A 26038-nucleotide genomic window follows, 5' to 3' on the forward strand; every position below is an offset into this window, starting at 1 on the left:
GCGTTGAAGTCGCCGCGAACGGCGGCGATGGACTTGTGCGACCAGCAAACACAGAGAGATTGTCATGAAAACCAAGACGCTTGCCGTCCTGATGACGGCATTGTCGATTGGCGCTTCGCCCGTCGGCATCATTTCCGCTTCTGCTCAGGATGCACCAATCCTGCCCAAGAAAGGTGCGACGCAAAATGGCGCCTCATCCGATGGCGAAACACAACAACAGCCAAATTCGGGTGCGGTAACGGGAGGCAGCTCCTCCGGTTCTGACACCGGTAACGGTGCGACCAGCGGCCAGGCGCCGCAAGCGCCTGCCGACAGCAGTGAACCGTCAACTGGAGGATCGTCCGGCCAGTCGACATCAAAGCCTCAGCCGCAATCCGGTACGTCCGATGGCACCTCCTCGGGCACTTCACAGCCCGGCAATGCCAAGAAGTCGACCGGTACCGATGCCGGTAGCACAAATACAACGAAGTCCGGCCAGTCCTCGACCGAAACGCAAAGCTCTGGCGGCAGCCAGCCCTCAGGATCGTCGAACAGCACGAACGATCAGCAGAAGTCGGGCAGCAAGGCTCCGTCGGATGGCAGTTCCACAAACACGAAATCGAACACCAATACGAATGTCGAGAACAACACGACGGTCAACGGCAAGAGCAGCACCACGACCGAAACAGGCAATGCGACCAATGTGAATATTTCGGTCGAACAGCAGACAGAAATTCGTCAGGTGGTCAAAGAAGTCCACGTCGAGCCGGTTCGTGAAACCGACTTTACTGTCTCGGTCGGCGCGACCATTCCGAAGAAGATCAGGCTTGAGCCACTTCCGCCGCGAATCGTCGAGATCGTGCCGCAGTACAAGGCTTATCGCTTCTTCATTCTCGCGGATGGCCGGATCGTGATCGTTGATCCCAATTCTTATGCGATCGTCTACATCATCTCGGCCTGATTTTAGGCCATCCCGGCGGCGACAACGTCGCCGGGTCGAGGGAGGTTATTAATGGTCTATCCCAAGGAAAGATCCAGTGGCTTTGCCATGCCTGTCATAGCGATCCTGTTTGCGATGGCAGGACTCATCGCCGCGATTGTGATTTCGGAGGATCGCAATAACCGTCGCGGCGCCCAGGTATGGGTTCCTCTGCAGCGGGATGTGAATGTCTCTGACGACGGCTATGGAGCGCAAACATCAAATGTTGCTCGCACCGACAGTATCCGGGTCGGTCCGTAGCCGCCCCATGAAGGGGGCGCCTACGCCAATCCGGGACGTCAGAATGTCATCGGTCTTCAGCGTGACCAAGCTGCCAAGGCGAGAGTTTTCTGAAGAAATTAGTGATTGCCGATAGCGAGGCAGCCCGCATGCGCAGCAGCCTTTGCCGGCGCAGAGCGTCGACGCGGGTGCCGGGTGCCTTGGCGAGCGCTGACCGGGCGTCCCTCACCGGACCCACCAGGCTGGCAGCGACATCTGGCAAGGCATGCACTTCTGTTTCGAGGCGTTCGAGATAAGCATTGAGACCATCAGCCGCGGCTTGCCGCAACCGGCGGGTCGGGGCGTTCCGAAGTTTGCGCGTCGCCCAGCGGAGATGTTCCTCGGCATGTCGGTGCAGCGCTTGCGGATGTTTGTAGGCCCTGTGGTCGCCAAGCGTGTCGGCGACGAATGCCACTTCTCCGAGTTCGCCACAGCGCCACCAGAGCTCCATATCCTGCAGGTATTGCCAGGCCGGATCCCAGCGACCGGCCTTGAAAAAGACGTCTGTGCGAATGGTCGCACCTGGCATCGCGACCATATTGTTGAGCAGCAACAGTTCCCGAAACGCTTCTCCGCTGTTGCTGTAGCTCCACCCGAAGCGACGGCCGGGAATGGGATCGCCCTCATAGGTGATCTGTCGGAAACGGCCATGGATCAGGGCAGGATGGCGCGTTGCGGCACGCCCGATAGCGCGCAACGCCCCCGGCGCAAGACGGTCGTCCGCGTGCAGGGTAACGAGGTAATCTGCATGCGCGCCGGCGGTATAGGCGCGATTCCAGTTGTCCGTGCGCGGTACGACATCCCGGTGCAGGGCCGGCTTTAGCCGTGGCGACACGTAGGATTCGATTATTTCCCGACTGCCGTCCGTCGAGCCGTTGTCGCAGATATGCACCTCGAAATCTGGATAATCCTGCGCCAGAGCGCTGTCGAGCGCCTCAGCTAATGTCTCGGCATTGTTGAAGCAGGGTATGATGATGGCGAGGGAGGGCAATTTGCTCGATGTCCCGGCTGTCATGATAAACTCCCGTCCTATTTGCTAGGTCCCGATCCTCGCGAACGCGTGTCGAGCGGATCGTTGGTGAGGCTCCGCTCGGATCTTTCGAAGCGGAGCGGCGCCAGTATTCTCCCGCATCTTCGACGCTACCCAGCAAGGGCAGCGTCTGCGATCTTAACATCGAACACGTCACGCGCCGGCAGCGTCCGGACATCGAAACCATGTGCGACGACGCCGTTCAGCATCGGGCAGACGAAGAGCAGGCCGTTATGCGCGAGGCTCGCCCGGTTCTGCAGGCTATGCGTCAGAGCCAGATGAAAAATGGCGACGTTGCGGAAGGCATAGACGCCTGCCGACGCATTGTCGGAAATGACGATCTTCTCCCTCGCTTCCAGCATCCGGCCATCGTCTCCAAGCCTGATATAGCTATATTGCGGATTACGGGAGCCAAACGTGAGCGCCAGACCGCCGAGGTTGGAATCGGCAGCAAAGGATGCAGCAATATCTGCATCGCTGTCGAAGATGATGTCGCAGAGATCAATGACGACAGGTGAATCCGGAAAAGCGACGAGGGCCGCACCCGCCGCAGCGCTCCAGGCAGCGCCGCCGCTCATTTCGGACAGCCATACGAGCCGCGCGGTCGGATAGCGCGTCAGCAATGTTTCCTGGGCGTAGCGCCGCGAGACAGGTTTGTCTCGAAGCACAAAAACAGGCACGGTCGCAGCGCCCCACCAGGGGCGCGCTTCCAGCGTGGCGCCGAGCAACGTCGTCTTTCCAACAGGCATTTCTGCCTTTACCGAGCCGTCGAGCTTCTCAAAATCATTCCCGGCCATGGGAATGATGATGTTCAGCGGCGCGGTCGCGCCCGGTCTGAGATCGACGTCATGCATAGGCCTGCTCGCGCCCCTGCAGGTATTCAGCCAGATCCTCGGGCGTGCCAAGCCCATGCATGTTCCTGACGTCGATCTCGTAAACGCCAATGCGTGCACCATTGCGGATGGCATAATTATAAACGGGGCAGACATAGAACTCGTTGTTGGTGCGATCATTGTGCACCATCATGTCGAGCGCGCCTTTCATAAAATCGCCGGCGCGACGGAAGAAGTAGATGCCGACGGTCGCGAGTTCGGAGATCGGCTGCTTTTCTGCAACCCTGAGCACGAAGCCTGCCGCATCCGTTTCGGCGAAGGACCATTTCGGGTCGCGCTTCGGATCGCGGAAAACGAGGATCGACCCGTCGAGATCGCGCGCCATGCAATCGTCAATGAAATCGACGATACGCATATCTACGACTTGGTCGGAATTGGCGATGAGAAGCGGAGCCTCCTCGTCGAGTTGCTGGCGCGCCAGAAGAACCGTGCAGGCCGTGCCCTCGGTCACCTGATCGACAGAGACGATACCGACGCCCTGCGAGCGCAGGTCTGCCACCGCATCCGCCTGGCTCTCCAGATGTTCGCGCAGCAGCAGGACTGTCGGCTGTCCGCCGGGCGGCAGGGTGTTTTCCAGCACATGCTGTATCATCGGGCGGCCAAGCACGTCGATGAACGGTTTTGGACGCGTGAAGCCAACCTTGGCAAAGCGGCTGCCGCGACCGGCAGCAGGCACCACCAACTGCACGGGCGGATTGGCATGCGCGGCTGACAGGCGACGCACACCGTTTACCTCGAAATTCTCGATCATTTTCGGGTTGTAGAAGCTGTGATAGCGGTCGGCAGCGATGTTTTCGGAAACAACGCGACCACCATCGAGGATCACCTCGTTCAGCGCAGAGCTTACAAAATAGCGGCCTTCCACGGTAACCCCGTGCCGCAAGGCGGCAGTCGCCGCTTTGAAGAAGATCTGCGCCTCGCGAAAATAGTAAAATCCGGCGATCGCCTTGTTGCTGATCACTTCCTTCTCGGAGGTGCGGTTCACGAGACCGTCGTCGCCGAGGGTCGCGTAGGACCAGCGCGGGTGGATCGTCTCGAAGGTGATGACACCGGCATCTGCGTTCGCAGCCTCAAATTCCGCAATCACCGATGCAAGACGGGTGTCGATGATCTGGTCGCTATTGGCGATGACCAGCGGCTCGGTGGGATCAATTCTATCAACCGCCATCAGGCAAGTGCAGAGCGCGCCGGCCGTCGGGCCTTTTAGCATCACCACTTCCGAGCGGCCGTTTGTGCTCAGGTCGAAGATCCGCTCATAGGAATATTTGACGGCATCCTGCTGATCGACGACGAAAAGGAAATGCGTATCGCCACCGAGCGACTTCATGTTTTCGATGGCCCACAGGATCATCGGCTTTCCGGCCACCTCGATGAGTGGGCGCGGATACGCATAATCCTCAGGGCTGAAGTGGGGGCTTGCGCCCGTGGTGGGGAACAGGACGATCATGCCATCACCTCCGAAACGCGCTTGATTTCCGATACGATCCGGCCGTGGATGACGTCGGCCGGCGTTCCGATCTGCATGACGTAAGCGCCGCTGTCGCGCGCGGCTTTCAGGCCATATTCGTTGTCCTCGAGAATCAGGCACTCATCCGGCCTGAGGCCGAAGCGCTCCATCGTCGTCACATACATTTCCGGATCCGGCTTTGCGCGGGTGACGTCTTCGTTGGAAACGATGAGGTCGATATATTCCATCAGCCCGGCGCGCCGCATCATCGACTCGATGGTTACGCGGATGGAGTTCGAGCAAACGGCGATCTTGTAGCCGTCATGCTTGAGGCGGCTCAACGCATACTGATGGGCAAATACGGGCTTGCAGCGGGTATAGATCAGCTCCATCGTATAGTCCTGTTTCAGCTCATGGATCAGATCGTTGAGCCCTTTCGGCAGGCCATTGGAACGGGAGAGGATCTCCAGCTTGCGGCGGGTCGGCAGGCCATCGAACGTTGCCAGATGCGCCTGTCGATCGATAGGCATGCCGAAAAGATCGAGTGCCCGGTTCAGCGCCTCGTAATGCCATTCCTTGGCGTCGATCAGCACGCCATCCATGTCGAACAACACAGCTCGGATCATGTGACTTTCTCCTCAACCATCCAGGCAAAGCTTTGCTCGGCCGCATCGGGCAGATCGGTGCAGATCATCAGCCGCTCAAGCGGAAGGCCACTCTTCGCAGCTTGCCGCAGTTCGGATGACCAGGCGGTCCAGGCTGCCTCATGTGCGCGCTTGTGCAGTTCCGGCGAGACCATTGCTACATATTTGCCGCGTCTGAGATCGTCGATTGCTCGTTCGATAGAGGCTGGCTTCTCGGTGAACGAATCTACCCAGACACCCTCGCAGCGTTCGTAGAAGGAGGGGTGGATCTCGACCTCGCTGAAGCGAGTGAAGACGGGAATATCGCTATCGAGGTAGGGCCTGAGATCGGGAACCGAGGCGTCGAAAACAAAGGAGCGTTTGGTTGCCCCATATTGTTCCAGCATCGGCAAGAGGGCCGGGCATAGGCCGTCAGCCTTGATATTGATGGCCAGCCGTGCGGGCGCGCCATTTGCTGCATAGCATTCAAGAACGCGCTCGAAAGGCAGCGCGCCGGTTGTGGGAGGGTCGTGTGAAATAACCAGCTCGCCGTTCAGATCGCGAACATCGAGTTCAACGCCATGCCCGGCTGCAAATGCCTTTTCGAATGCTCCTAAACTATTCCGCTCATGGGGTGCATGCCACCAGCCACGATGTGCGAGTATCATCATGATTACGCCCCTTCGGTCCCAAACGGCCAACAAACGATTTCGTGGCACCGCAAACAACCGGATAAAATCCATGCATCTGCTGGCAAATCCTCATATGCATGATTGTAATTTCTAATTAACTATGCAGAATTGAGTATAAATCGTCAATATCGAATATAATCTAAAGTTGTTACTTCGGTAACACATGCGAAGCGCGCAGGAATGCCAATATATAATACAGGTAAACTGAAAAGAACATGTGACCATGGGCACATCTAGTGTTGCATCAACTGCAATGTCCGGCGCAGAAGAAGATCAGAAGTCACGCAACGCATCTACCTCACGGGATGCGCTGTGGGTCTCGGGCGCGCGCCTGGTGAGTCAGCTCTGCGGCATCGGCACGTTGCTGGTCGCCGCTCGCGTCCTGTCACCGGCCGAGGTCGGTGTCTTTGCCATGGTCTCCTCGACCGTATTGCTGCAATCAAAGATTGCCGAGGCCGGATGGAGCGAATATCTGATTGCTGCGCCGCATGATAGGGAACTGCCTGGTACCGTCCTCTATTGCGCGCTTGCAAGTGGCCTTGCGTTCACCATTCTCGGCTTCCTCGGGCTTGCTGTTTCCCTTATCTGGCTGACGCCAAGTGGATCCATCGTCCTCGCACTGTTGTTGCTGATGGCCACTATCGTTCCCGGCACTTTCATCATCTGCCAGAGCGGCGTGCTGGTGAGGGGGCGACGCCTTCGTGACCTTGCCTGCTATCAGGCGGCTTCGGAGTTTTCCGGCCTTCTCGTGACTGCCGGAGGGCTTTTGCTCGGCTGGGGCATTGTCGCGCTTGCAGCGGGGCGGTGTTGCGTCGTGCTTGTTGCGCTTCTGATGTCCACTGGCTTTGCGCGTTGGCTTCCCCGTTTCGAATTCAAGCTGGCCACCGCCCGCGAGGCATTGGCCTACTCTACGCGGCTGCTGGCATCGCGCCTGATGCAATTTGCGCAAAGTTACGGCGCGGAATTCCTGATCGTCTTCTTCATCGGGGCGACGGAGGTCGGTCTCTACAGAATGGCAAGCCGCATCGTTGGCGCCGTCACCGAGCTGATTTCAGAGCCTGTGCGTATGCTGGCATGGAGCTACTTCTCGCGCCAGCAGAGCGGGGCAGGCGGCGGCGTTGAAGGCCTCAGCCGTCTCACCGGATTGATCATGGCAGCGACGGCTTTTGCAGCGCTACCCGTCTTCATGGGCCTTGCCGTGATATCGGAACAGGTCGTCAACGCACTGCTCGGCGCTCAATGGCTTGCAGCGGCGCCGGTCCTCATTCTGCTGGCCGCTGCGCGCGGCATTGCCGTGATCCAGATGCTCAACGAGCCAGTGCTCAGCATTATCGGTCGGGTTGCCCTTCTGCCACGCCTGAACATGCTGTTTACGGCGACCAGCCTCGCCTGCCTGGCAGTCGCCGGCTGGATCGGGCCGGCACTGCTCAATGTCGCTGTCGCCCAGGTGGTGGCTGCGGCAGCGACGACTGCCGTATCCCTCTATTTCCTGCAGCGCGGCACGGGATTCCGCTGGCAATCGCTATTGCGGAGGATCTTTCCTGCCGGTCTGGGCGCCTGTGTCATGGTCGGGGCTGTCGCGCTTGCTCTCTACCTGGCAGGCGGTAGCCTGCATCTTCCCTTCGTCGATCTTTTTATGGGGATTGTGGTTGGGGGGCTTGCCTATCTGGTCATTGCCTGGTCCAGCGGTCGCGCCTTGATGGCGGAACTCAACGATGTGACGGCCGCACGATAACGTGCCCTGCTTTCAAGACCCAAAAAGTTCAATCAAGGCGCAGCCAATAATAGCCATAGGGCTGAAAGGTCAGCCGGTAGTCGGTTTCGGAAATTTCGGGAAACGGCTCACCATTGATGAGTTCGACCGGGGCTCGGCCCTTCAAACCAACGAGTTGCACATCGGTGGCCACGGATGCGTCCGATAGGCTGGCGGCACAGAGCAATTTCTCTTCGCCATATTCACTCAGGTAGGTGATCACGGCCGGGTTGTCGTTTTCCAGAAAACGGATCGTTCCGCGCCCGAAGGCTTGATGCGCTCTGCGCAGCTGCAGGATGCGGCGAAGCCAGTTGAGCAGCGAATGCGGATCGCCTTCCTGCTCGCGGACATTGATCGCCCTGAAGCTATATTGCGGATCGTCGATCGGCGGCAGAGAGAGCTGCTGTTCGGGTGCGGTCGAAAAGCCGGCATTCCTCTCTGGCGACCATTGCATCGGAGTGCGCACTCCGTTCCGGTCTCCCAGATCGATATTGTCACCCATCCCCAGCTCGTCGCCGTAATAGAGTACCGGGCTGCCCGGCAATGATAGGAGCAGGACATGCAGGAGCTCGATGCGCCTGCGGTCCTGACCCATCAACGGTGCGAGCCTGCGGCGGATACCGAGATTGAGCCTCGCCCGCTTGTCTGCCGCATAGGTATCCCAGAGGAAGTTGCGTTCCTCTTCGCTGACCATCTCCAGCGACAGTTCGTCGTGATTTCTTAGGAAGATCGCCCATTGGCAGCTCTTCGGGATATTGTATGTCTGGCCGACAATGGTGACGATCGGCTGTTTGTCGGCTTTGGCGATCGCCATGAAGATCCGCGGCATCAGCGGAAAATGGAAAGCCATATGGCATTCGTCGCCCTTGCCGAAATATTCGCGTGCTTCCTCCGGCCATTGATTGGCTTCGGCAAGAAGCACCTTGCCGGGATAACTGCTGTCAAGAGTCCTGCGGATATGTTTCAAAAGCGCATGAGTTTCAGGCAGATTCTCGTTGCGTGTCTCGTCCCGCTCGACCAGATGCGGAATGGCATCGAGACGGAAGCCATCGACGCCGAGATCCAGCCAAAAGCGCATAGTATTCAGAAGCGCCTCGACTACTGCCGGGTTTCGATAGTTGAGATCGGGCTGGTGGGAATAAAAGCGGTGCCAGAAATAGGATTTTGCTAAGGGGTCCCAGGTCCAGTTGGACCTCTCGGCATCAACGAAGATGATGCGGGTTTCTTTGAATTTCTCGTCCGTGTCCGACCAGACATAGAAGTCACGCTCGGGTGATCCCGGAGGCGCTCGTCTTGCCCGTTGGAACCAAGGGTGCTGATCGGACGTGTGGTTGACGACCAGTTCGACAATCACCCGGATCGACCGCGCGTGGGCTTGCTCAACAAACCGACTGAAGTCGTCGAGCGTTCCGAACTCCGGGCGGATGCCCGCATAGTCGGAGATGTCGTAACCGTCGTCTTTACCCGGCGACGGGTAAAATGGGAGCAGCCAGATGGTGTTGATGCCGAGCTGTGCCAGGTAATCCAGCTTCTGCGTCAGCCCCTGGAAATCGCCGATTCCATCGCCATCGGCGTCGAAAAATGATTTGACGTGCAATTGATAAATGATTGCATCCTTGTGCCAAAGAGGATGCTGCAGCTCGCTATCCGACATCTACACCTATCAAATCCGATCCTCCACGAACTGTTCGGCGCCCTCGACCGGCTGCAGCCAGGGTTCGCGCCGTTTGATCCAAAGTTCATAAGTGGGCTTGAGGCCGGTCGGCGCATCCTGAAGAGTTCCGAGTTTAATCTCGGCCTCGTCTTCGTTGCTGGCAAAGACCCGCGAGCCGCAGGCGGGACAGAAGCGGCGGCCATGATGCACCGCAGTTTCCCCGGTGGTTTTAAACGCGGACGCGGGCCAGACAGCGAAATAAGTGAAGGCCGCACCGCTCTCCTGTCGACAGTCGGTACAATGACAGAGCCCGATGCGCTTTGGTTCGCCCTCCACCTGATAAAGCACTTTGCCGCAATTGCAGCTCCCGTGTCGTATTGTCATCGAAGGCGATCCCTTAATGTTTCATTCCAGAGGGCTGTTCGTCGTCGTCGAAATTGCCGTTGCTCAAGCTGTCGTAACGATTGAGGCTTGGTACGCCGCCTCGGGTGCCGAAGGCTGTCAACTGCACCATCATCTTCCTGGCGCAGTCGATGGCGTCTTCTTCGCTCAGCGCCGCCGCGTCGGGAAGGCGCACCGTCAGCTGCTCGCCGGCGTCGCCGAAAAAGTCGATATGCCAAGCTTGCTGCTGATGGGTCACCTTTGCTCCGTTCAGATGCATCGAAACCTCCCTCCGGCCATTCTGCCGGTTCGCGTCTCCTTTGGCACGGATTCAGTATATCAACCGATGCGCTGGCGATTGGTTCCGAAGCTCGCGCACGACTTGCCGGACGACGCATCCATTTGTCGCTCTCTGCGTTCACTTCAAGGGCGATACCTAGTTCCAACCTCGAAAGGAACGCATATGAGTTTTCCAGTCCCGACAAGCAGTGATCCCACGCGTCGTTTTAAGGACGCGACCAATGCCGCCCGCGCTGCCCTGGAGGCACTTATCGCCGATGCCAACGCCGCGGGTTGGGGCACGGATGAAATGACTGTGGCGCTCGTTGAGGCGGCGCAGTCTCTCAAAGACGCAAACACCAGAGATCCCAGTCCTGCCGACGATCCGGCAATCAGCGATGTCGATGCGAAGCAAGGACAGATTGGACGTGGTGAGCTATTTGATTGAACGTCCATCAAACCGTCGCTCGCAGCGGGGCGAACAACTCGCATCTGGCGGGACGTCGTCTCATCAGATCCTGATCTGTGGCAGCCTTGCTCGGGCCACTTGTCTGCCGTGGCACCAGAACGGATGGATCATGTCACTGGTGGTCAGGACGTCGGCACATGGAACAAGCGGCGACCATCCCTCGTTGGCAGAGAGCCCGACAAAGGCCAGCCTTGTCAGGGATCTCGTGCCTGCGAACAGATCCTCATCATCGACGGTGATGTCCACCCGCAGCACTTCCGGTGCCCGCACGGAGCAATCGACGGCTTCCCGGGCGATTGCCGTCACCGACGTACTTGCTCCGATGTAGAAGGCCGTGATCGCATTCTTGGCGAAGTCCGCGATGGCGGGAACGAGCAGGTCTGAGGGCAGGGCTGTCAACGTCTCGCGTGTACCGTCAAACCGGTGCCCCATTGCATCTCCGCCTGCGTGACTGCGATTTCCCGAAAACTGAAAGAATATCTCGCGTCGAGTCAGATATTCGACGGTCCAGCGACCGAAATGGACTGCTGCGTTTGAAGTCGCGAGCGTTTCGATCTCCGACAGGACTTCATGGAAGGTGGTGCGAGCGTCGGCCATGGCAATTCTCCTTGCGAGGACAAAGGCAGCCGGAGGGTGAATGTTCCTGTCAAAAGAGAATAACTTCCTATGCTGGCGCGGTGACCGACGCCCGCTAGCATGGCTCAGTGCCTTTCGTGGTGCTCTAAGGCTCGAAAAGTGCCATCATATTGACGCAGTGCGCATTAACCTTTGGGGACGAAAGGAGATGAGCAATGGCCGGACACGATAGCTACTATATCGAGATCACCACGCGTCTTCGATCGGTGCGATCTTTCTGCGACTTCCTGTCGAGCGGCGGCACTGTCGGCGTTGCTCCGGCGGACGGCTCACGCTACGGCGATGTCACCAGCGATCTGCTCGCAAGAACGCGGAAGGAAGCTGAGACCCTTGATCGCATGCGTCGTCAGCTTTTTCCGGATCGTGCGGACGAAGAGGTCTCACCCGCGCTCTATACTTGTGAAGTTACCGGCTCCGGCCGGTCGCGCAGGGGAGATCGAGCTCGATCATGAGCGGCGCATGGTCGCTGGTATGGTCCCACCCTCGAGGATTGCGGCGGACGCTGGCAGAGCGAAGATGTCCCACGAGGTCGGGACTGAGAAGGACATGGTCGAGCCGCAGTCCTGCGTCGCGTTCGAATGAGTTTCTCCAATATTTCCAGAACGTATAGATTCGCTCATTCGGGTGAAGGTAGCGAAGTGAGTCCGTCCATCCTTGTTGAACCAGCCTGGCATAGGCTTTTCTGACTTCGGGCCTGAACAAGGCGTCATCGCGCCAGCGTTCCGGAGAATAGACATCCATGTCGGTTGGCATGACGTTGAAGTCGCCGATGAGCAGGGTCGGAATTTTAAGATCCAAGAGCTCTCCTGCGTAGTCATGCAGTCGACCAAACCAGCGCAGTTTATAGTCGAATTTCGGGCCGGGAGCAGGGTTGCCGTTTGGAAGATAGAGGCAGCAGACCAAAAGCCCGTTTACGGCAGCTTCGATATAGCGGCTGTGGCTGTCGTCCAGATCCCCTGGCAGACCTCGACGCGTAAGCACCGGCAAAACATTTCTCGCAAGGATTGCCACACCGTTCCAACTCTTTTGGCCATGCCAGACGGCGCGATAGCCGGCACGTTCGATGTCCCGTTGAGGGAATTTGTCGTCGGAAGTTTTTAGTTCCTGAAGGCAGACGATATCAGGCGCATCCTCTCTCAGCCATCGCAGGAGTATCGGAAGGCGACCGATAATTCCGTTGATATTATAGGTTGCTATTTTCAATCGACCTCCGGGCGGCGAGGCGGACCGGACAGGTTGGGTGCTCGTCTGCCGTTTCGTTAGCCATGGCGGGAAACCGGAAAAATCGCCATGTTCACCATCCCTATCGCGTCCGGTTGACACGGTCCGCACTCGGCGAAGGGAATGTGCGTGGCTTCAGAAAGTTCCCATCGGCCGGTGGTCGAGGCGGATCGGACTGTCTTGCAATACCATCATGTTGTTCTTACTTACGTGGGACCACCCGTACCGACTGGGCAAGGCCCACAAAACGACAAGAGCTCCTCTTGAGGATGCGCGGTCCCGCAGGATTTTCGCAACAGCAATCATGAGCTGGTTCCGCACAGATGGTAATCGCACCGGCACAGCACGGTGACAAAGCGCAATCCTTTGATCGTTTTCATCCAAGGCTGCCTCCGACTGTGCCATTCGCACAGATTTAATGCCGAGGAATTGCCCAGGCCGAGCGGGCTCAACGCTATCATCCGAAAGGAGAAAACATGCAGGTCATTGTCAGAGACAACAATGTTGAGCAGGCGCTCCGCGCTCTGAAGAAGAAAATGCAGCGCGAAGGGTTATTTCGGGAGATGAAAGAGCGACGGGCCTATGAAAAACCCTCTGAGCGCCGTGTCCGCGAAAAAGCCCAGGCGATTGCCCGACAGCGCAAGGCTGCACGCAAAAGGATGCAGCGCGAAGGGCTTCTGCCGGCCGCAAGGCGCCGCGCATCCACACGCTGATGACAGATGCGGCGCCGCAATATGCCTGCGGCGCTCGACACGAACCCTCTATTTTGGAAAAGGACATCATGGAAGAGTTGCGTAGTTTGACGGTTTCCGATGATCGGCTTGACGATTGTCGTGAGGCCATTGGAGCGGATCTGCAGGACTTGATCGATGCGACCGTCGCCTCCGGTTTTACGGTCGAAGAAACATTGATCGCGATCAGCGAACTCGTCGCGGAGGATTTCGCCTCTGCGGTGAAGCTCCCGAGCGTTCACTGAGGCGAGTGCACCAGATCAGCCAGAGCCGGAGGGAATGGAGGTCGATCGCTCAGGCGCGCGATACGCGGTCGCGAGGCGGTGCATCATGAGTGTCGCCCGCTTTTTCTTCTCTATCGAGAGCGTTTTGCATTTCCTCGAAGACTTGAATGAGCTGCGAGGCAGACGGCGCTGCATCGTCCGAAGGGACTGTGTCGGAAACAGTATTGACGGGTGTCTTGTGGCTCGTTTGCGCCAGCGTCGGCAGCAGGGTCACGATGAGTGAGGCGAAAAACTTCTTCCGGCGTTCGGCGACTTCCGCCAGCAGGAAGCAAAGGATGAAGCAGGCGACGAGCAAAGCCGCCGCCATCGGAATATGCTCCTCCACCGGATGCAGGAAGGACGCAAACATCAGGATGAGCGGCTGGTGGACCAGATAGAGCGTAAAGCTGCCACCAGCCAACCATTTGATCGCCGGACCTGTCTTCTTGAACAGTATTGGAGCCTGATACAGCAGCGATGCCGCGCCAATGAGGTGCAGGACCACGGCAAGACCGATGAGATTGAAATATACGAAATTAGTCGCCTCCTGAGACAATGACCAGGTCTCGTACATGTTGGTCGCTGCGCGATCGGCAAAAAATTTCAGGCTGACGAATAGTGCAAGCGATGCGCCGATCATTGCGATTGAGATGGGGCGCTGCAATGGCGGACGTTCGATGACCCACTTCATCGTTGACCAGCCCATGAGCCACAGCGGCATATACATCAGGATTTTCGGACCAACAGCAGCAGCCCAAAGGCATAGCAATGGTACTTTCGCGCGCCGCGGCGAAAAAGCGAACAACCCGAAGAACAGGTAGTACTGAACTTCGAAGCCCAGCGACCAATAAGGCTCGCCGCTGCCGAAAACGGCATGCACAAACCACAACTGATTTGTGAAGGTCACATAGGCCAGGGCGGCTTCGAGTGATATCGGCCTGAAAAATCCGGTATTGATGAAATCATAGTAAAAAGCGTTCGCGCGCATCCCGATGCTGTCGGCGACGAAGATCACCGCGATCGCCAGCAGGGCAACGGGCATTATTCGAGCGATACGGGCAACGAGGTATATCCGCCATTCCTTTTCGCTCACCTGCCGGATGTAGCTGATGACAAATCCTGAGAGAACAAAGAAGATGGCGACTGCTTCCCGACCCCAACCAAGGGGTCCGATCTTGATAGAGGGGAGCAGGAAAATATGCGCATGGGAGAGGAATACGACGACGGCCGCGCCGAGCCGAAGTAAATCAAGATAGATAGAAAGATTGCTGTCGATCTTCCTGCCTTCGATCGCGCTCATGATTGATTTCTCATCGGATGACAAAGCCGGCCTGAAAAGCCGCACCTTGTTTTAAGCCCTGATTTCTGCGCTGATGCGCGAGGGCGTCATTCGACAAGCAAACCTTTTAAAAGTGTTTAGCGGACAGGTTTAAATATTGATGAAGCCGTTGATATCATCGAAATATCCGGCGCTGTGAGAGTGAGGCTACTACAACCGTTCAGCCCAGGTCGTCGTGCGTTCCGACAGCCGCCGCAGATGATCGGCGACGGAATAGCCGGAAATCTTCTTCCGCGGCTTCAGGTCGTGGTCGCCATCTTCCAGCCAGAGGAAATCTATCTGATCTGACAGCGTATAGGATGAGACCTCGTACCTTGATCCAAAGGGATCGCGTGTTCCCTGACAGATCAGAGTGGGCGTGCGAAGGCTTTCCAGATGCGCAGTGCGAAGCTGGTCGGGTTTTCCTGGTGGGTGAAACGGATATCCGAGGCAGAGCAGGCCCCTGACTTTTCCTGCCGCGAAAGTCTCATCGGCGATCATGCTTGCAACGCGGCCTCCCATCGACTTGCCGCCGATGATCAGTTTGCCGGCGTCCAGTTGATGGATCGCGGCACGATACTCATCCAGGAGATGGTCGGCGCGCGGTGGAGGCTTGATCGCTCCGGTCAGGCGCCGTTGCGCCATATAGGCGAACTCGAAACGCGCTATTCTGAAGCCGCCATCTGCGAGTGCTTTCGATAGACCCGTCATTGCGGCGGAATCCATCGCTCCGCCCGCGCCATGCGCGAGAAGGATGGTGAAGTTGGCGGTTTCGGGTCCAATGATCAGAAAGCTCGTCATCCGTGAGGCCTGGTCGCGAAAACCACCATCGACTTTGCAAAAGTAGGGATTCGTCCGGTCCGAACGATCCTTATACGGTGGAATCCTGTGTCAACAAGAAGCGTATTGATAGTCTTTTCTGACCAAAACTTTATATGCCCATGGTCTCGGAGAGGCATAAAATGCTCATCCATCCTTCCGGCGACGGCAAGGGCGAGGTTCTTCCAGTACCCGTGAAACGGTGTTGACAACACGAATAGACCCCCAGGCCGAAGGAGATCAAAGGCGGTTTTGGCAAATTTACGAGGGCGATAGAGATGCTCTATAACCTCAAGCGACAGAACGGCATCCCATTCGCCGTATTTGTCGACAAGGCGATCATAGGCTGATGCGATTTCCACAGGAAGCATCGGATATTTCGTTCTGGCCTGGTTGATGCCATCCAGCGATGGATCGATACCGTAAACCTTGAAGCCATCTACGGACAAACGTTGCAGGACATCACCGGTGCCACATCCGATCTCGAAAACCGCGTGAATCGAGGAATTGCGTTTCAGCTCGCGAACGACAGCAGGATAGATATAGGCCTGCGAAAGGTTTGGGGCCCAGTGGATGTAATCATCAGCATTGTCGTCTGCGCTACGCAAGGTGATTACCTGCATGCCTGATTACATCGTTTATTAATTATATAAAAAATAAACCGAGTAGAAAAGCCAGCTGCTGGAGAAAAATAAAGTAACGCAAGACCTATTCGTCGCGCTTAATACCACAGCGGCGAACAGTTAAGCGCCATAAGCTCTGTAGGTTTCTTGCGGACAGTATATAATGTCAGAGGTTCGGCGGAGTGGTCGACTTCGCCGAAGAAACGCTCGATTGGTGCCGCGATAGGAACTGTTGAGGCAGCCATGAGATGATGCGGCGGAGGCGGGAAAAATGCGCCGGCAGCCAGATGCCGCAATTCGATCTGACATCGTTACAGGCGAAGCCGGGCTCTTGAGAGTGATCCGGCAGCAGGCGGCGGGCCAGCGAAGCCCGCCTTTCCAGCAACGAAGGTCGTCCGTTCCTATCTTTTCTCGGGTTTCTTGCCGATGGCAAAATAACCGAAGCCATGTTTAGTCACGTCACTCAGAGAATAGATGTTCCTCAAGTCAACGATCACAGGAGTTTTCATGATCGTTTTAAGGCGCTTCAGATCAAGCGCACGGAACTCTTCCCATTCGGTGACGATGACGATTGCGTCGGCATCAACGGCGATCTCGTAGGGGTCCTTGCCGTAAGTGATCGGGCCGAGCATGCTCTTTGCGGCCTCCATGCCCTCCGGATCGAAGGCATGGACTGCGGCGCCCCCGTCGAGCAAAGCCTGAACGATGGTGATCGATGGCGCATCGCGCATGTCGTCGGTGTTCGGTTTGAAGGTCAGACCAAGGATGGCGATCTTCTTGCCGCGCACATCGCCATTGCAGGCGGCGATGACCTTGCGGCCCATCGCGCGCTTACGGTTGTCATTGATCGCGACCGTCGTCTCGATGAGACGTATCGGGCTGTCGAAGTCCTGTGCGGTCTTGACGAGCGCGAGCGTATCCTTCGGGAAGCAGGAGCCGCCGTAACCAGGGCCTGCATGCAGAAATTTATCGCCGATGCGTTTATCCATGCCGATGCCCTTGGCAACCTTCTGGACATCCGCACCGATCTTTTCGGAGAGGTCCGCAATTTCGTTGATGAAGGTGATCTTCATCGCCAGGAAGGCGTTGGCGGCGTACTTGATGAGTTCCGACGTCCGTCGTTCGCAGAAGTAGAGAGGCGCTTCGTTGAGATAGAGCGGGCGGTAGACCTCGCGCATAACCTCGATGGCGCGGGGGTTCTCCGTGCCGATCACGATACGGTCGGGACGCTTGAAGTCGGTGATAGCCGCGCCTTCCCGCAGGAATTCCGGATTGGAAACGACAGCAATATCCTTTTCCGGGAACTCTTCGCGGAAGATGCGCTCGATTTCGTCACCAGTGCCGACCGGGACGGTGGATTTTGTCACGACGACCGTAAATCCCTTGACGGCGGCAGCGATTTCACGCGCCGCAGCATAGACATAGCTCAGGTCGGCATGACCATCGCCGCGTCGTGACGGCGTGCCAACAGCGATGAAAACGACGTCCGCTTCGCCGACCGAGGGAACGAGGTTTGTCGAGAAATCAAGGCGTCCGGCTTCGCGGTTCTGTTGAATAATAGCCTCGAGACCAGGCTCAAAAATCGGCACCTCGCCGGCTTCCAACGCCGCAATTTTTGCTTCGGACTTATCGACGCAAGTCACGTGGTGACCAAAGTCGGCAAAGCAGGCGCCAGAAACGAGGCCGACATAACCGGAACCAATCATAACGATACGCATGAAGCTGTCTCCAAGTTAAAATAACGCCATTTGGGCTATATGCTGCAACGCAACAAATCAAGCCTAAATGGCGTTTTAATGGAATGTTAAGAGCGGCCGAACTCGTCGACGATGCGAATGATGTCGTCTTCGCCGAGGTAGGAGCCGGTCTGGACTTCGATGAGTTCCAGGATAATTTTGCCGGGATTAGCGAGACGGTGGACCTCGCCGAGTGGGATATAGACCGATTCGTTTTCGCGCAGCATCTGTACGTTTTCACCGATCGTAACTTCCGCCGTTCCCTTCACGACAACCCAGTGCTCGGAGCGGTGATGGTGTTTCTGTAGCGACAGTTTTTTGCCTGGCGTGACGAAGATACGCTTCACTTGGAAACGGTCGCCATTGAAGATCGACGTGTAGCCTCCCCAGGGACGGTAGGAGGTGGGGTGTGTCTCCGTCAGCTTTGACGTCTTCTTCTGCCCGGCAAGCAGCTTGACGAGGTTACCGACTTGCTGGCTTTCCTTCAACGGGCCGACATAGACAGCGTCCTCGCTGGCAATGACCGCTACATCGTCCATGCCCTGAACGGCGAGATGCACACCATGAGTCATGACGAGCGAGTTGCGGGTGTTGACGACAGTTGTATTGGCGGCGGCTATGTTACCGTTTTCGTCCTGAACGCCGGTCTTCCATATGGCATCCCAGCTGCCCAGATCTGACCATTTGAAGGCGGAAGGCACGACCACCGCTTGGGACGTCTTTTCCATGATTGCATAATCGATGGAAATATCCGGGCTCTTTGCGAATTGTTCTGCGTCGAGACGTGTAAAGTCCAGATCACGTGTCGCTCCGGAAACAGCCTTGCTGGCCGCCTTCAGGACATCCGGTGCATAATTCTCCATTTCGGAAAGCAGTTGGGCGACCGGGAACATGAAGATGCCGGAATTCCAGTAGAAACCACCGGCGGCCAACATTTCCTCGGCTTTTTCGCGAACTGGCTTTTCAACGAAGCGCTTGACCTCGTGCGTACCGCCCGAGATCTGCTTACCTGCCTCTATATAGCCATAGCCTGTCGCCGGCTCCGTCGGCGTAATGCCGAAGGTAACGAGCTTGCCCTTCGCCGCTGCATCCCGCGCGGTGCGGATGGCATCGAAATAAGCCTCGTCGGCAAGAATCTCATGATCGGATGCCAGCATCTGGATAATAGCATCTTTACCGAAATGCTCTGAAGCCAGGCTTGCTGCTGCAGCCACTGCCGCAGCAGTATTGCGGGCAACAGGCTCCAGCAAGGCTGCGGCGAGGCGAATATCGAGTTCGCGTGCCTGTTCTGCAACGAGGAAGCGAAAATCCTCATTCGTCACGACGATGGGAGCTTCGTAAAGTGCCGGATCGGCAACGCGGACCAGGGTCTCCTGAAACAGCGTCTTGTCCCCAACGAACTGGATGAACTGCTTCGGCGCGGTTGCACGCGAGAGTGGCCAAAGGCGTGTACCCTTGCCGCCAGCCATGATCACGGGGACGATTTTCTGTGTCATCGGATGTTCTTCCTCGAAATGAACGGCTAAATTTGTCGCATGCTTACCGGGTTTCTGCCCAGCGCTTAATTCGGGTTAGTCCGGCATGCAACAGGTCGGAGGCACCTGTCTCGCCCTCGGCTTCCACGTAACACCGCATTTCCGGCGCGTTGCCAGACGGACGGAAATGAATGATGCTGCCATCACGCAACGTCACGCGCAAACCGTCAATATCGCTTTTCGAACCCACTTCCCCGATCGGTTGCAGGAACTCCGCAAGATTGGCATCGGATGCGCGCAGGTAGTTCATCAAGGCTGCACTGGTTTCGACCGGGAAATTCTCAAGGCGGTCGGCGGCGGCAAAGGGCAGTTTGTAGGAGGCTGCAATGGCCGAAAGCGGCTCCCTGCGGATCGCAGCAAGCGAAAGCGTCGCCAGCATCGGCAGGAAACAATCGCGAGTGGGCAATGCTCGCACACTGCGACCGTTAATGTCGAAAGGTGTTGCCGTCAGCATCCCACCATTCGCCTCGAAGCCCATGACGAGATCCTTGCCAGCGGCAACCGCTTCTTCCATGCCGGCGATCACGAAGGGGGAGCCAACGCGGGTACGGATGACGCTAAAAGATCCGGCCGCCTCAATGCCGGAATTGGAGGTGACTGGCGTGACGACGGTGCCGGCGCCCAGGAAATTCGCCGCGATCAATCCGAGGAGATCGCCACGCAGCGGCGTTCCGCTCTCGTCGGCAACCAACGGACGATCGCCATCGCCGTCGGTGGAAACAATCGCGTCAAGGCCATGCGTTGAAGCCCAACTCTTCAGAAGGGCGATCGTCTCTTCGGACACGGCTTCGGTGTCTACAGGAATGAAGGTTTCGGATCGGCCAAGGGCGACGACCTCGGCACCATAATAGGCGAGGATATCGACCATCAGATCGCGGGCGACGGTGCTGTGCTGATAGACGCCGACCTTCATCCCAGCGAGTGCTGCTTTGGGCAAGAGGCCCGTATTGCGCTCGAAGAAGAGCTGCAGACAGGGCGCAGAGTGATCCTCGGAGGCGGCCGGCGTGCTGACGACAGCCTCGCCGGAGGCTTCGATTTCGGCGGCGAGCCGGGTAATTGCGGCTTCGTCCGTTTTGTCGATCTCGCCGTCAGGGCGATAGAACTTGATGCCGTTGCGGTCAGCAGGAATATGCGAACCCGTTATCATCAGGCACGCGGCCTTTCTCTCGAGGCCATAAAGTGCAAGTGCTGGAGTCGGAACGGCGCCGCAGTCGAGAACTTCGAATCCGAGGCTTGCCAGCGCACCGGCGCAATTGCCCGCGATCCCCGGGCTGGAGTCGCGGTAGTCACGCCCGATCAGAACGGGATCGCCCGGTTCTGCTCTCTTGCTTTGCAGCAAGTATTTGCCGAAGGCAGTGGCATATAGCGCCGAAGAGCGTCCTTTGAGATCCGCCGACAGACCGCGAAGGCCGCTAGTCCCAAACTTCATGCGAAACACCCTCGCGCTGTGAACGACCGTTTCTACTGTGCTGATTTGCTTGGGTAAACAGCAAAATCAGGACATAGTTAAATCGGCAGGCGACATAACCGAAGTATTGCCATCATTTACGTATCGTTGCCAGAGCTTTTGCTAATATTAATGAATTTCCGATTTATGACAGTTGTTCGCTTTTGCGAGACAGAGGGTATGCGCTGCATCTGTTGTGTATTGCGGGCATAGACATTTTTGTTAGAACGGCTGTCCTACATCAACCGCGTTGATCCGGAGGTGCGTCGTGAGCGAGACGTCAGTCACTCTAGAGGAGAGCTGGAAGGCGGCTCTCGAAGGCGAGTTTGCTAGTCCTTACATGCAGCAACTCAAGACCTTCCTGCTGGAGCAGAAGGAACTCGGCCGGCGGATTTTTCCCAAGGGGAGCGAATATTTCCGCGCCCTCGACCTCACTCCGCTTGCGAAGGTTAAGGTGGTAATCCTCGGACAGGATCCTTACCACGGCGTGGGGCAAGCGCATGGCCTATGTTTCAGCGTGCGGCCGGGCGTGCGTATTCCGCCTTCGCTTGTCAACATCTACAAGGAGATGGAGACGGATCTCGGCATCGCGCCGGCTCGGCACGGCTTCCTGGAACATTGGGCTCAGCAGGGAGTGCTGCTGCTCAACAGCGTACTGACCGTGGAAGAAGCGCAGGCTGCCTCGCATCAGGGCAAGGGCTGGGAGCGCTTCACCGACGCCGTCATTCGCAAGGTGAACGATGAGTGCGAAGCTGCCGTTTTCATGCTCTGGGGCTCTTATGCCCAAAAGAAGGCGGCTTTTGTCGATGCGCGACGACATTTAGTGCTTAAGGCGCCGCATCCATCGCCGCTCTCGGCCCATAACGGCTTTTTCGGATCGCGTCATTTCTCCAAGGCGAACGCCTTCCTGCAATCGCATGGTCGCGTACCGATAGACTGGCAGCTTCCTGTCAATCCTTGAACGCCTTCCTGTTGTCGTTCACAAAATGAAGACAATGCGTGTCGGCTTGCCGGGCTATGAGAAACGGACGGAAGCGCTCATCTATGACCCATCGAAAGCCCGCCTGACGCGGGCAGAAAGGGGTCTCAAATGCTCGATCAAATCAAGGGTCTGCACCACGTCACATCGATGGCGGAGGACGCCCGCACCAACAACCAGTTCTTCACCAACGCGCTGGGCTTGCGCCGCGTCAAGAAGACCGTCAATTTCGACGCTCCTGACGTCTATCACCTCTATTACGGTGATGAGACCGGCACGCCGGGCACGATCATGACCTATTTCCCGTTCCCGAAGATGCCGCAAGGGCGTCCGGGTACCGGTGAGGTCGGCACCACAGTCTACTCGGTTCCGCAGGGCTCGCTTGGGTTCTGGAGCGATCGGCTGACGAAGCTCAACGTCGGCGGTTTGAAAGCTGAGGAAAGCTTCGGCGAGAAGCGCCTGAATTTTGCTGGTCCTGACGGCGACGGTTTCTCGCTCGTCGAGGTCAAGGATGATACCCGCGCTCCCTGGACACATGGCGGCATCAGCGAGGATCAGGCTATCAGAGGGTTCCACTCCGTCGCCATGCGGCTGAGGGATGATGGCGCCACCGCCGAGCTTCTGAAATTCATGGGGTATGAGGTTCAGGAAGAACGAGATGGCGTCAAGCGGTTCATCATGCCCGGCGGTAACGGGGCGCATCTCGTCGACCTCGAGACCATGCCGAATATTGCCCGCGCGCTTCCAGGTGCCGGCTCCGTCCATCATGTCGCTTTCGCAGTCGAAAACCGCGAGAAGCAGCTTGAAGTGCGCAAGGCGCTGATGGACACGGGTTATCAGGTTACCCCGGTCATCGATCGCGATTACTTCTGGGCGATCTATTTCCGCACGCCCGGCGGTGTGTTGTTTGAGATCGCAACCAACGAGCCCGGTTTCGACCGCGACGAGGACACCGCCCATCTCGGCGAAGCGTTGAAGCTGCCGCAGCAGCACGCTCATTTGCGTGCTCTCATCGAACAGCACCTGCAGCCGCTCGAAGCCTAAAGGGAGATAGGACAATGACCGATAGTGGTTATATGCACCGGCTGCATGCCGGTGCACCCGGCAAACCCATCCTTTTCGTGCTTCACGGAACCGGTGGTGACGAGAACCAGTTCTTCGATTTCGGCAGACGGTTGCTCCCGGAAGCGACAATCGTTTCACCGCGCGGAGATGTCTCCGAATATGGCGCAGCCCGCTTCTTCAAGCGCACGGGGGAAGGGGTCTATGACATGGCCGATCTCGAGCGGGCGACTGCGAAGATGGCCGACTATGTCCAGGATCTGACGGCGACACACCGGGCCTCCAAGATCCTCGGTCTCGGCTTCTCGAACGGCGCCAACATTCTGGCGAACGTACTCATCGAAAAGGGTCTGTTCGATGCGGCGGCACTGCTCCATCCGCTCATTCCCTTTCGTCCGCACGCCAATCCCGATCTCAACGGGCGCAGGGTCCTGATCACGGCAGGTCGGCGCGACCCGATCTCGCCGGCCGCGCTGACTGAAGCGCTTTCCGGCTATTTCGAGGCTCAGAAGGCCGATGTGCAGTTGGAATGGCATTCAGGCGGTCACGATATCCGCCCGAACGAAATCGAGGCGATCGGCAAATTCTTTGCGAGGTACGCTTGAGCAAAATTGTGCGGCGAACTTCGCCGCACAATGCATTTCATGTTCCACTAGGGAAGGCGTTTTAGGATTCGTGGTAATAGGCCGAATAACGGCTATAATAGTACTCGCCCGAGCCATACGAATGATAGAGTTTCAATTTGGCCGTATCGACTTTGTTCAGTATCACGCCAAGGCATTTCTGTATCAATTCCGGGTGGCTGCTAAACGTCGATCGAACGACTCGTCTGGACGTATGGCCCCATTCGATGACGGCGAGCGAGGCGTCGAGCATCGGCCCGACGGCCTTGGCATCCACCACGGGGCCAAGCGGGGGCAGGTCAATCACGATATAATCGAAAAAGCCGCTCATCTCTTCCAGGAGGTTTGCCATCAGCGGCGACGACAGCAAGTCAGATGAGTGAGGCATGCGGCGTTTGACGACCGCTGCAACGAAGGCGAGTTTCGTCTTGCTGTCGACGAGGACAGAATCTCTGACCGGTCTTTTATCGAGGAGCGTCTCGATAATCCCGTTTTCGGCGTGCCTGCCTATTGCGCGGGTTGCCCCGGGATTGCGCAGGTCGCCATCCAGCAGAAGAGTCCGAGAGCCCTGCATTGCCAAGAGTTGCGCGAAATTGATCGAAACTGTCGATTTTCCCTCGCCAGGCAAGCTCGAAATGATGCCGATGATTTTGCACCGCTTTCCAGGGTTGGCCATATCGACAGCAAGCTTGGCGCTTCTGAGCGTTTCGGCAAAGGCCGAAAGCGGGTGATTAACCACATACCGCGTCGCCAAACTCACATCGCTCAAGTCACGTGGAGAGCCGGAGGAAGTGGCGGGTGGAGGGGCGAGTTCCGCCTCGGACATGAGTGGAACATGGCCTATGTACTCCATGCCCAGCTCATCTCTGACCTGTTCACCCGTTCGGAAGAACCTGTCGCGGAATTCGCGATAGGCTCCGATACTGCCCCCAAACATTGCTCCGGCGAAAATCGCCAGCGCTAGTATCAAAGGTTTCTTCGGGGTGCTTGGGCGCGTCGGAACCTGCGCCTTCGTAATGATGCGAGATTCGGTGATCGGAAATGACTGCTGTTGGCTCGCCTCCTGAAAACGCGTCAGGAAGGTCTGGTAGAGGTTCTTGTATGTATCTGCATTGCGCTCGAGCTCGCGAAGCTGCACCTGCGTTTCGTTCGCCGCGCTGGAAATGCCGGTCGCATGCGCCACGCTATCTGCCAACGACTTCTCGCGTGTTTGAGCCACTTCCAGTTCACTCTGGTAGCTCTCGGCAATGCGATTCAGCTCTTCGAACATGAGCCGTTTATATTCGGCCATCTCACCGCGCAGTTTTACCGCCTGTATATGGTCCGCTCCAACGCGCGCCTCCAGTTCCGATTCGAACTTGGAAGCTTCGAGGTACTTCTTGCGCAAGTCGTTCGAGATGGAGCTATCAAGCACGTCGTTGACGATCGCATCCGTTTTGCCGGAATCGATGATTGCTTTCACGCGATCATATTTTGCCTGCGCCTTGGCCGTATCGGACTGCGCCGTTATGAGGGCGCTGTTGAGCTCGGACAGTTGTTGATCGCTGAGCAGCAATGAGCTGCCGTTCGTCGACACGGCCACAAGCCCATGCTCAGATCGGAATTTCTGAACAGCCAGATCCGAATCAAGCGCTTTCTGTCGAAGCTCGTCAATTCGCTTCTGCAGCCAGTCGCTGGCTCTTCTGGTTGCATCGTACTTTGAGTTAAGCTTATCCAGAAGATATGCATTCGCAATCGAATCAGCGATGCTGGCTGCGAGTTCCGGTGAAGTCGATGTATAGCTGATCGACAGGGCATAGGATTTACCCGTCCTCTCAACATCCATGTTGTTTGCCACGTTCGTGGCAGCCTTCATGCGTCGCACATCTTGATCAACCACCCCATCGCTGCTGTCGGAAAACCATTTCCGAACATTAAACGCGGACCGTATCATACTTGACAGTGACGGCGGGGCCGACATGAAAACCGGGTTGTCGAGCAGATTGAGCTTGTCAACGACGGCCAGTCCGACCGTGTCGGATTTGAAAAGCTCGACTTCACTCAAGATGGCGCCATCGTCATCAACCTGAACGCCCATATTTGCCAGTTGATTCAGAATTTCGCTGTTACCGCGATCGATCAGCACACTCGTTGTCGCAGTAAACTGCGGGACGGCGGTGAGAAGATAGGCAATGCCCAGCAGCAAGAAGACGAATATCGAAACGGCTACGACCATCCATTGCCGTCTCGCTATCGAGAACAGTTTCTCAAAATCGATAAACTCTTCCTGGTCGTCGCCGACCGACTCGTAGTCGCTGTTCGGAATCGCTTTTTCGGGTGAGAGCAAACCTACCTCCATCTGAGCAACCATGGCGCTATTTCACCGTATCGCCCCTTTGAGGAAAAAATTCGTCGTGCAGCGCAACAGCTACACGACACACTTTGCATTTTCAATATACCACTGGAACCCGCCGATTCCGAAGAATCTCTTAGAGTTGAGCTCTTTTGCTGATCTCAAGCCCAGCGTGCTCTTGTTGAATTTCTTAAAAATTCAAATAGTTGATCGCAGAGACCATCATCTGTGATAGTTTCGAAATATGGCGCTACC

26 protein-coding genes are annotated in these 26038 nt (G+C 57.1%); 10 read left to right on the forward strand and 16 right to left on the reverse strand.

All coding sequences use genetic code 11. The features are described from left to right. Positions 1-64 precede the first annotated feature (64 nt). Together EV281_RS27505 and EV281_RS27510 are read left to right on the forward strand one after the other, a co-directional pair. Positions 65-940, forward strand: a complete 876-nt coding sequence (locus tag EV281_RS27505) for a DUF1236 domain-containing protein (protein WP_132657638.1) — start codon at positions 65-67, stop codon at positions 938-940. 51 nt (positions 941-991) lie between these two features. Then, positions 992-1219 carry a hypothetical protein gene (locus EV281_RS27510; RefSeq protein WP_132657639.1) on the forward strand — a complete coding sequence of 76 codons (228 nt, stop codon included), beginning with the start codon at positions 992-994 and terminating at the stop codon, positions 1217-1219. 46 nt (positions 1220-1265) lie between these two features. On the opposite strand, the gene EV281_RS27515 is transcribed toward EV281_RS27510, so the two are convergent. The 5 genes from EV281_RS27515 to EV281_RS27535 all read right to left on the reverse strand — a co-directional run bounded on the left by EV281_RS27515 (position 1266) and on the right by EV281_RS27535 (position 5901). After that, positions 1266-2252, reverse strand: a complete 987-nt coding sequence (locus EV281_RS27515) for a glycosyltransferase (RefSeq protein ID WP_132657641.1) — start codon at positions 2250-2252, stop codon at positions 1266-1268. Positions 2253-2377: 125 nt separating this feature from the next. Further along, a complete protein-coding gene (locus tag EV281_RS27520; RefSeq protein ID WP_207896904.1) occupies positions 2378-3121 on the reverse strand; it encodes a hypothetical protein in 744 nt (247 codons plus the stop codon). Then, on the reverse strand, positions 3114-4607 hold the full coding sequence (locus EV281_RS27525; RefSeq protein ID WP_132657643.1) for a glycosyltransferase family 2 protein: 1494 nt from the start codon (positions 4605-4607) through the stop codon (positions 3114-3116). Before EV281_RS27525 ends, EV281_RS27520 begins: the two co-directional genes overlap by 8 nt. Continuing rightward, a complete protein-coding gene (locus EV281_RS27530; protein ID WP_132657645.1) occupies positions 4604-5233 on the reverse strand; it encodes an HAD family phosphatase in 630 nt (209 codons plus the stop codon). The genes EV281_RS27525 and EV281_RS27530 overlap by 4 nt, the downstream gene beginning before the upstream one ends. Then, entirely contained in the window at positions 5230-5901 is a 672-nt protein-coding gene (locus EV281_RS27535) for a hypothetical protein (protein WP_132657646.1), read from the reverse strand. Before EV281_RS27535 ends, EV281_RS27530 begins: the two co-directional genes overlap by 4 nt. A 274-nt stretch (positions 5902-6175) precedes the next feature. Between EV281_RS27535 and EV281_RS27540 the strand changes: the two genes are divergently transcribed. Continuing rightward, positions 6176-7657, forward strand: coding sequence for an oligosaccharide flippase family protein (locus tag EV281_RS27540; RefSeq protein WP_165911971.1), 1482 nt, complete (start codon positions 6176-6178; stop codon positions 7655-7657). Positions 7658-7685: 28 nt separating this feature from the next. Here EV281_RS27540 and treS read toward each other — a convergent pair whose 3' ends face one another. Continuing rightward, a complete protein-coding gene (gene treS / locus EV281_RS27545) occupies positions 7686-9329 on the reverse strand; it encodes a maltose alpha-D-glucosyltransferase (RefSeq protein WP_132657650.1) in 1644 nt (547 codons plus the stop codon). A gap of 9 nt (positions 9330-9338) precedes the next feature. Continuing rightward, positions 9339-9713 carry a GFA family protein gene (locus tag EV281_RS27550; protein WP_132657652.1) on the reverse strand — a complete coding sequence of 125 codons (375 nt, stop codon included), beginning with the start codon at positions 9711-9713 and terminating at the stop codon, positions 9339-9341. A gap of 460 nt (positions 9714-10173) precedes the next feature. Between EV281_RS27550 and EV281_RS27560 the strand changes: the two genes are divergently transcribed. After that, on the forward strand, positions 10174-10437 hold the full coding sequence (locus tag EV281_RS27560; protein WP_132657656.1) for a hypothetical protein: 264 nt from the start codon (positions 10174-10176) through the stop codon (positions 10435-10437). A 63-nt stretch (positions 10438-10500) separates the two neighbouring features. On the opposite strand, the gene EV281_RS27565 is transcribed toward EV281_RS27560, so the two are convergent. Next, positions 10501-11055: a hypothetical protein gene (locus tag EV281_RS27565; RefSeq protein WP_132657658.1), complete on the reverse strand. Its 555-nt coding sequence runs from the start codon at positions 11053-11055 to the stop codon at positions 10501-10503. A gap of 194 nt (positions 11056-11249) precedes the next feature. On the opposite strand from EV281_RS27565, the gene EV281_RS27570 reads away from it, so the two are divergent. Next, on the forward strand, positions 11250-11546 hold the full coding sequence (locus tag EV281_RS27570) for a hypothetical protein (RefSeq protein ID WP_132657659.1): 297 nt from the start codon (positions 11250-11252) through the stop codon (positions 11544-11546). On the opposite strand, the gene xth is transcribed toward EV281_RS27570, so the two are convergent. Next, the gene (gene xth / locus EV281_RS27575; protein ID WP_132657661.1) at positions 11500-12297 is read right to left on the reverse strand and encodes an exodeoxyribonuclease III; all 798 of its coding nucleotides are present in this window, start codon (positions 12295-12297) and stop codon (positions 11500-11502) included. The two genes, EV281_RS27570 and xth, sit on opposite strands and share 47 nt — an antisense overlap. 494 nt (positions 12298-12791) lie before the next feature. Between xth and rpsU the strand changes: the two genes are divergently transcribed. Together rpsU and EV281_RS27585 are read left to right on the forward strand one after the other, a co-directional pair. Beyond that, complete coding sequence (gene rpsU / locus EV281_RS27580; protein ID WP_132657662.1) at positions 12792-13028, forward strand: 30S ribosomal protein S21; 237 nt, start codon at positions 12792-12794, stop codon at positions 13026-13028. Between the two features lie 68 nt (positions 13029-13096). Next, positions 13097-13291 (forward strand): hypothetical protein, encoded by a 195-nt coding sequence (locus EV281_RS27585; RefSeq protein WP_132657663.1) that lies wholly within the window; start codon positions 13097-13099, stop codon positions 13289-13291. Between the two features lie 49 nt (positions 13292-13340). On the opposite strand, the gene EV281_RS27590 is transcribed toward EV281_RS27585, so the two are convergent. From EV281_RS27590 to EV281_RS27615, 6 genes are all read right to left on the reverse strand, one after another. Continuing rightward, entirely contained in the window at positions 13341-14609 is a 1269-nt protein-coding gene (locus EV281_RS27590; RefSeq protein WP_132657665.1) for an acyltransferase, read from the reverse strand. Positions 14610-14798: 189 nt separating this feature from the next. Further along, positions 14799-15428, reverse strand: coding sequence for an alpha/beta family hydrolase (locus EV281_RS27595; protein WP_132657667.1), 630 nt, complete (start codon positions 15426-15428; stop codon positions 14799-14801). Continuing rightward, positions 15425-16069, reverse strand: a complete 645-nt coding sequence (locus tag EV281_RS27600; RefSeq protein WP_132657668.1) for a class I SAM-dependent methyltransferase — start codon at positions 16067-16069, stop codon at positions 15425-15427. The genes EV281_RS27595 and EV281_RS27600 overlap by 4 nt, the downstream gene beginning before the upstream one ends. A gap of 401 nt (positions 16070-16470) precedes the next feature. Continuing rightward, complete coding sequence (locus EV281_RS27605; protein WP_132657670.1) at positions 16471-17787, reverse strand: UDP-glucose/GDP-mannose dehydrogenase family protein; 1317 nt, start codon at positions 17785-17787, stop codon at positions 16471-16473. Positions 17788-17873: 86 nt separating this feature from the next. Then, entirely contained in the window at positions 17874-19301 is a 1428-nt protein-coding gene (locus EV281_RS27610) for a mannose-1-phosphate guanylyltransferase/mannose-6-phosphate isomerase (protein ID WP_132657672.1), read from the reverse strand. A 43-nt stretch (positions 19302-19344) separates the two neighbouring features. After that, positions 19345-20769: a phosphomannomutase gene (locus tag EV281_RS27615; RefSeq protein ID WP_132657673.1), complete on the reverse strand. Its 1425-nt coding sequence runs from the start codon at positions 20767-20769 to the stop codon at positions 19345-19347. 286 nt (positions 20770-21055) lie between these two features. Here EV281_RS27615 and ung point away from each other — a divergent pair, with 286 nt between their 5' ends. From ung to EV281_RS27630, 3 genes are all read left to right on the forward strand, one after another. Continuing rightward, the gene (gene ung / locus EV281_RS27620; RefSeq protein ID WP_132657675.1) at positions 21056-21748 is read left to right on the forward strand and encodes a uracil-DNA glycosylase; all 693 of its coding nucleotides are present in this window, start codon (positions 21056-21058) and stop codon (positions 21746-21748) included. A gap of 129 nt (positions 21749-21877) precedes the next feature. Continuing rightward, positions 21878-22810 (forward strand): VOC family protein, encoded by a 933-nt coding sequence (locus tag EV281_RS27625; protein WP_132657677.1) that lies wholly within the window; start codon positions 21878-21880, stop codon positions 22808-22810. 14 nt (positions 22811-22824) lie between these two features. Beyond that, entirely contained in the window at positions 22825-23433 is a 609-nt protein-coding gene (locus EV281_RS27630; protein ID WP_132657678.1) for an alpha/beta hydrolase, read from the forward strand. Between the two features lie 61 nt (positions 23434-23494). On the opposite strand, the gene EV281_RS27635 is transcribed toward EV281_RS27630, so the two are convergent. Then, positions 23495-25801 carry a polysaccharide biosynthesis tyrosine autokinase gene (locus EV281_RS27635; RefSeq protein WP_245508378.1) on the reverse strand — a complete coding sequence of 769 codons (2307 nt, stop codon included), beginning with the start codon at positions 25799-25801 and terminating at the stop codon, positions 23495-23497. Positions 25802-26038: the final 237 nt, after the last annotated feature.

Source organism: Rhizobium sp. BK418, assembly GCF_004341105.1.
GTDB lineage: Bacteria > Pseudomonadota > Alphaproteobacteria > Rhizobiales > Rhizobiaceae > Rhizobium.